The 6,391-nt window shown below is 73.7% G+C and carries 6 protein-coding genes; all 6 read right to left on the bottom strand.

Going from position 1 to position 6,391, the window contains the following annotated elements:
* Positions 1–243 precede the first annotated feature (243 nt).
* The 6 genes from ABD211_RS31950 to ABD211_RS31925 all read right to left on the bottom strand — a co-directional run bounded on the left by ABD211_RS31950 (position 244) and on the right by ABD211_RS31925 (position 6,256).
* A complete protein-coding gene (locus tag ABD211_RS31950) occupies positions 244–1,170 on the bottom strand; it encodes a copper transporter (RefSeq protein WP_344140081.1) in 927 nt (308 codons plus the stop codon).
* Complete coding sequence (steA, locus tag ABD211_RS31945; protein WP_344140078.1) at positions 1,167–2,348, bottom strand: putative cytokinetic ring protein SteA; 1,182 nt, start codon at positions 2,346–2,348, stop codon at positions 1,167–1,169. The genes ABD211_RS31950 and steA overlap by 4 nt, the downstream gene beginning before the upstream one ends.
* Positions 2,349–2,437: 89 nt before the next feature.
* A complete protein-coding gene (gene recN, locus ABD211_RS31940; protein WP_344140076.1) occupies positions 2,438–4,186 on the bottom strand; it encodes a DNA repair protein RecN in 1,749 nt (582 codons plus the stop codon).
* A 102-nt stretch (positions 4,187–4,288) separates the two neighbouring features.
* Positions 4,289–5,179: an NAD kinase gene (locus ABD211_RS31935; protein WP_344140073.1), complete on the bottom strand. Its 891-nt coding sequence runs from the start codon at positions 5,177–5,179 to the stop codon at positions 4,289–4,291.
* A complete protein-coding gene (locus ABD211_RS31930) occupies positions 5,172–5,984 on the bottom strand; it encodes a TlyA family RNA methyltransferase (protein WP_344140070.1) in 813 nt (270 codons plus the stop codon). Before ABD211_RS31930 ends, ABD211_RS31935 begins: the two co-directional genes overlap by 8 nt.
* 14 nt (positions 5,985–5,998) lie before the next feature.
* Positions 5,999–6,256, bottom strand: a complete 258-nt coding sequence (locus ABD211_RS31925; protein ID WP_344140067.1) for a hypothetical protein — start codon at positions 6,254–6,256, stop codon at positions 5,999–6,001.
* Between the last annotated feature and the right edge of the window lie 135 nt (positions 6,257–6,391).

Here is a 6,391-nt window from a genome sequence, read left to right as displayed (position 1 = left end):
GCCCGGCCGCGAGGCTGACCGGCTCGCCGCGGTGGTTGACCCGGTCGAGCGTCGCGGCGCCCGACGTGCGCGAGATGCCCGCGAGCGCGCCGCGCGCCAGCCCGGCGGCCGCGAGCCCGAGCAGCGCCCGCCCCATACCCCTGCTTGTCTTCACACCGTCACCTCCGCTGCGCTCCGGCGCCGGCGCCAATCAGGCCCGACACGATGGTTCGCTCGCTGACGCTCGCTCACGGCGGTCACCTGTCATGGGACGAGCTTCGGCAGCAGGGTGGTCCCGTCGCCGATGCCGTACTGGCCGGCCTCCCGCCCGTCGATCTGGTCGGCCACGGCCAGCGCCGCGGCCAGCCGACCCTGCGGGGTGGAGACGTTGTCCACGGTGGACACCGTGGTCTTGAGCTTGGGGTCGGCGCGCACCGCCGCCACCACGTTGCCGTCGCCGGCGAGGCCGTTGGCCGCCACGACGATCCTGCCCGCCTGGTCGAACTGGTCGACGAGGGTGACGACCGCCGCGTTCTTGCGCGGGCCGTCCTTGTCGGCGACCGGCGGGCCGGAGATGACCACGACGGCGCCGGCCGGACCTGTCACGTCGCCGCTGATCGTGATGTACTCCGCCTTCTTGTACGCGGCGAGCACGCTCGCCAGGTCAGCGGCCGGCACGGGCGGGACGCGGTCGAGCAGCACCGCGGCGAGCAGCGCCGAGGACGCCTCGACGCCGTCGGTGTTGGTCGGCAGCGTGCCGGTGATCGAGGGCCGCAGCGACAGGTGGGCGAGGTCGAGCAGCTCGTCGTTGCGCGCCGGGTCGATGAACTTGTCGTTGACCTGCACGGTGCCGGTGATCGTCGCGCCGCCGGCGGTGAGCATCTTGGTGACGTCCTCGACGTACCCGGCGCCCGACGGCATGGTCAGCACGAGGACCCGGTCGCCGGCGAGCTTGTTCGCCAGCAGGGCGGGGGCCACCTGGCTGGCGAAGTCTTCCTTCTTGTCGACGTCGTCCTCGAGGTGGTTGATCCGGTCGCGCAGCTCCTGGTTCTGCTTGCCGAACTCCTCGACCTGCTCCTTGAGCGACTCCGAGATCGGACCGTTGAGCGCCGTGGTGCCGACGACAAGCCCGATGGCGAGGGCCAGGAAGACGGCGGTGAGGGAGACGACGTGGTACCGGAAATTGATCACGAAAAGAGCCTCTGCAGGTCGAATACGAGGTTGTCCCACCATTCGGCCAGAATGCCCAGGTACGCCTTGCCGACGGTGGAGACGGCGACGGCCGAGGCCATCGCGGCCAGCGCGGAGAGGAGGAGCAGCAGCAGTGCCGAGCCGGAGATGCTCTGCCGGTAGAGCCGGCTCACGCCCTTGGCGTCGACCAGCTTGCCACCGACTTTGAGCCGGGTCAGGAACGTGGAGGCCATGCCGCCACGCCCCTTGTCCAGGAACTCGACCAGGGTGGCGTGGGTGCCCACCGCGACGATGAGGGTGGCGCCCTTCTCGTCGGCGAGCAGCATCGCGATGTCCTCACTGGTCGCCGCCGCCGGGAACAGGATGGCGGGCACGCCGAGCTGCTCGGTGCGGTGCAGGCCCGGCGCCCGCCCGTCCGGGTAGGCGTGCACGATGACCTCGGCGCCGCAGCGCAGGACGTCGTCGGAGACGGAGTCCATGTCCCCGATGATCATGTCGGGGGCGTGCCCGGCCTCGACGAGCGCGTCCGCGCCGCCGTCGACGCCGATGAGCACCGGCTTGAACTCCCGGATGTAGGGCCGCAGCACCTCCAGGTCGGCCCGGTAGTCGTAGCCGCGCACGACGATGAGGCAGTGGCGCCGGTGCAGCTTCGTGCGGATGTCCGGCACGCCGACACCGTCGAGCAGCAGGTCGCGCTCCTGCTTGAGGTATTCCATCGTGTTGGCGGCGAACGCCTCCAGCTGCACCGACAGGCCCTCGCGGGCGTCGGCCATCGCTTTGGCGACCGTGCCGGCGTCGTGGCGCGTACCGGTGGCCAGCTCCTCGCCGGCGCGCAGCACCGCGTCGCCCTCGATGACGAGGTCGTCGCCCTCCCGCACCAGATGGAAGATGTCCTCGCCGAGGTCGTCGAGCAGCGGGATGCCCGCCTCGACGAGCACCTCGGGGCCGAGGTTCGGATACCGCCCGGAGATCGACGGCTTGGCGTTGAGCACCGCCGCGACGCGGGCCGCGACGAGCGAGTCGGCCGCGACCCGGTCAAGATCGACATGATCGATCAGCGCGATGTCGCCCGGCCGCAGCCGGCCGACGAGCCGTTTGGTCCGACGGTCCAACCGGACCGGGCCGGTGAGCACACCCGGGTCAGCGGACCGGGACCGGCGCAACGTGGGTAGACGCATCGCCGCCAATCTTGACACCTACCAGGGCGTAACTCCGCCACGACATGCCCGCGCGCCCCCGCCACGGTGCGGGGGCACACTCCACGCCATTATGCCCGCTTGTCGCGGCTGGCTACGGCCAGCAGCTCCTCCGCATGGGCGATACCCAGGTCCGAATCGGGCAGACCAGCCAACATCCGGGCCAGCTCACGGGCCCGGTCGGTGTCGCGGACCACGAGCACACCGCTCGTGGTGACCGCCCCGCTGGTGTCCTTGGCCACCACGAGGTGGTGGTCGGCGAACGCGGCCACCTGCGGCAGGTGTGTGACAACCAACACCTGGTGCGTACGCGCGAGGCGGGCCAGCCGCCGGCCGATCTCCACGGCCGCGGTGCCGCCTACGCCCGAGTCGACCTCGTCGAAGACCAGCGTCGACGGGCCACCGGAGCCGGCGAACACGACCTCGATGGCGAGCATCACGCGCGACAGCTCGCCGCCCGACGCGCCCTTCTGCAACGCGCTCGCGGGCGCGCCCGGGTGCGGGCGCAGCCGCAGCTCGACCTCGTCCGCGCCGTCCGGGCCCGCGCCGACCTCGACCCCGTCGACCGTGACCGTGGGCAGCCCGGCGGTCGGGCGCGGCGCGACGACCACGTCGACGCGCGCGTGCGGCATGGCCAGGCCGGCCAGCTCGGTCGTGACCTGGTCGGCGAAGCTCACGGCGGCGGCCTTGCGGGACGCGGACAGCTGACCGGCCAGATCGGCCACCTCGGCGCCCAGCTTGGCCCGCTCGGCATCCATCTCCTCGAGCTGCTCGTCCGACGTGTCGAGCAGCCCGAGGCGCTCCCGCGCCCGCTGGGCCCAGGCGATGACGCCGTCGATGTCCTCCGCGTACTTGCGGGTAAGCCCGCGCAGCACGGCCCGCCGCTCGTAGACGGCGGCCAGCCGGTCGGGGTCGGCGTCCAGCGCCTCGAGGTAGGCGCCGAGGTCGGAGGTCAGGTCGGCGACCAGCGTGGAGACCTCGTCGAGGCGGGCCGCGTAGTCGCCGAGCAGCCGGTCGACCCCGGCCTGCCCCTCCAGGGTGCGCCGGGCGGTGCTGAGCAGGCTGCCCGCGTCGGAGGCCTCGTCGCTGTCGTTGCCGCCCATGGCCAGGTACGCCGTCTGGACGGCCGTGCGCAGGCCCTCGACGTGCTCCAGCCGCTGAGCCTCCTCGCGTAGCGCCTCGTCCTCGCCCGGCTGCGGGTCGACCCGGGTGATCTCGTCGAGCCCGAGGCGCAGCAGGTCGGCCTCCTGGTTGCGCTCGCGCGCGGTGCGCCGCCGCTCGGCCAGCTCACCGGTGATCTTCACCCAGGCCGTGTACGTCTGCAGGTAGCCCGCGAGGAGCTTGTCGTGGTCGGCCCCCGCGTAGCGGTCGAGCGCCGCCCGCTGCTCGGCGGGGCGCAGCAGCCGCAGCTGGTCGGACTGGCCGTGCACGGCGAGCACCTGCTCGCCCACGTCGGCCAGCACCTGCGCCGGCACGGTGCGCCCGCCCACGTGGGCGCGCGAGCGGCCCTCGGCGGTGACGATGCGGGTCAGCAGCAGGCTGCCGTCGTCGTCGGCCTCCGCGCCCGCCTCCGCGACCCGCTCGGCCACCGCGCCGGCGACGGCCCCGGACAACCGCAGCCGCCCCTCGACCACGGCGCGGCCAGGGTCGGCCCGCACCCGGCCGGCGTCGGACCGGCCGCCGAACAGCAGGCCGAGGCCGGCGACGACCATGGTCTTGCCGGCGCCGGTCTCACCGGTGATGACGGTGAATCCGGTGCCCAGGGGCAGAGTGGCGTCCGATATGACGCCGAGGCCCGAGATGCGCAGCTCCTCCAGCACGGTGAGCCCTTTCGCTCGCGGAACGGGCCCGGTCAGGGCCCAGGCTGGCGGTGACCAACAGTAGTAGGACCGGGTGACAGAACACCACTCGTGTGGATGACGTTAACCGTGTGCGTTCGAGCGCCAGCCCTCGACCGGCAGCCCGAACTTCGCCACCAGCCGGTCGGTGAACGGCCGGTGGCGCAGCCGGGCCACCTTCACCGGCAGGGTCCCCCGGCGCACCGTGATCTGGCTGCCCGGCGGCACGTCGAAGGCCCGCCGCCCGTCGCACCACATGACGCCGGGCGCCGCGTGCGGGTCCACCGTGATCGTGATCGTCGACGACGGCGCGGTCACCACCGCCCGGCTGAACAGCGCGTGCGCGCTGATCGGCACGAGCAGCAGCGCCTCGACCTCCGGCCACACGACCGGCCCGCCGGCCGAGAACGCGTACGCCGTCGAGCCTGTCGGCGTCGCGCACACCACGCCGTCGCACCCGTACCGGGACAGGGGGCGACCGTCCACGTCGACGCGCAGCCCGATCATGCGCTCCCGGGAGCCCTTCTCCACGCTCGCCTCGTTGAGCGCCCAGGACTCCACGATCACCTCGCCCTCGTGGGCGATGCACACGTCGACCGTGAGCCGCGAGTCCACCGTGTACTCCCGGGCGATGACCTGCTCGACGACCTTGTCGATGTCGTCGACCTCGGCCTCGGCGAGGAACCCGACCTTGCCCAGGTTGATGCCGAGCAGCGGCACCATCGCCGGGCGGGCCAGCTCGGCCGCGCGCAGCAGCGTCCCGTCGCCGCCCAGCGCGAAGACCATCTCGACACCCTCCGCGGCCGCCGGCCCGGTGGCGGGGACCACGCCCGGCAGGTGCGCGCCCAAGGCCTCGTCGGCGTCCACCCGCACCTCGAACCCGGCGTCGATGAGGTCGGCCGCCACGGTCTTGGCCGCCTCGACGCTGATGGGCCGACCCATGTGGATGACGAGCAACGCGGACCGGTCAGCCATCGGTGCCCTCCGTCACCCCCGCGGCGGCCCGCACGGCCGCCGGATCGGCCGGTGGCGCGCCCCGGCGCAGCCACAGGAAGAACTCCACGTTGCCCGCCGGCCCCGGCAGCGGGCTCGCCACCACCCCGGCGACGCCCAGCCCCAGCTCCGCGGCCGCGGCCGCGACGTCGAGCACGGCCTCGGCGCGCAGCGCCGGGTCGCGCACGACCCCGCCGGCACCGACCCGCTCCTTGCCGACCTCGAACTGCGGCTTGACCATGGGCACCAGGTCGCCGTCGGGCGCGGTGCACGCGGCCAGGGCGGGCAGCACGAGCCGCAACGAGATGAACGACAGGTCCGCGACTGTGAGCGCCACCGGCCCGCCGATCACATCGGGGTCCAGCGACCGCACGTTCGTGCGGTCCTGCACCCACACGCGGGGGTCGTTGCGCAGCGACCACGCCAGCTGGCCGTAGCCGACGTCGACCGCGACCACCTCCGCCGCGCCCTCGCGCAGCAGGACGTCGGTGAAGCCTCCCGTCGACGCGCCGGCGTCCAGGCAGCGGCGCCCCGACACGGTCAGCCCGGCCGGCCCGAACGCCGCCAGCGCGCCGATGAGCTTGTGCGCCCCGCGCGACACGTAGTCGTCCCGGCCGCCCTCCACGACGCGCACCGCGTCGGCAGGGTCGACCATAGCGGCGGCCTTCGTCGCGGTGGTGCCGCGCACCTCCACGACCCCGGCCGCCACGAGCTCGGCGGCCTGCTCGCGGGAGCGGGCCAGGCCGCGGCGGACCAGTTCCGTGTCGAGTCGGTTGCGTCGGGCCATCGCGCGATCGTCGGTCAGGGGGTCTCGGTGCTGATGGAGTTCAGCGTGGAGCGCAGCACGTCGAGCGCCTCGCCCAGCGGGCCGACCTGCTCCGCCGGGTCGGCGTCGGCCACGTCCGCGAGCGCGGCGAGCGCCGCGTCGACCTCGTCGTTGCCGGTGGTCAGCGGCAGGGCCTCCGCGTCGGTGCGGGCCGCGGCCGGCTGCGGCGCCGCGCCCCATGCCGCACCCCCCGGGAGTACGCCGGGAAGTCCCGTCTGGTGGGGCGCTGTCACGCGTCGGTCCCCGTCGCCGTGGTCGGGCCGGCCTTCTTGGCGGGCGCCTTCTTCGCCGGCGTCGCCTTGGCGGTCGTGCCGGTCGCCGCCTTCTTGGCGGGCGCCTTCTTCGCCGCGGCGGCCTTCTTCACCGGC

The sequence above is a fragment of the Luedemannella flava genome (assembly GCF_039528515.1).
Taxonomy (GTDB): Bacteria; Actinomycetota; Actinomycetes; order Mycobacteriales; family Micromonosporaceae; genus Luedemannella; species Luedemannella flava.
Note: the sequence above shows the minus strand (reverse complement) of the source record. Positions and strands in the feature narration are given on the sequence as shown.

What these genes read in the sequence shown, in the direction of transcription:
- steA (WP_344140078.1), bottom strand. Translation starts at nt 2,348, where the DNA reads ATGCGTCTACCCACGTTGCGCCGGTCCCGGTCCGCTGACCCGGGTGTG.
- ABD211_RS31935 (WP_344140073.1), bottom strand. Translation starts at nt 5,179, where the DNA reads ATGGCTGACCGGTCCGCGTTGCTCGTCATCCACATGGGTCGGCCCATC.
- ABD211_RS31930 (WP_344140070.1), bottom strand. Translation starts at nt 5,984, where the DNA reads ATGGCCCGACGCAACCGACTCGACACGGAACTGGTCCGCCGCGGCCTG.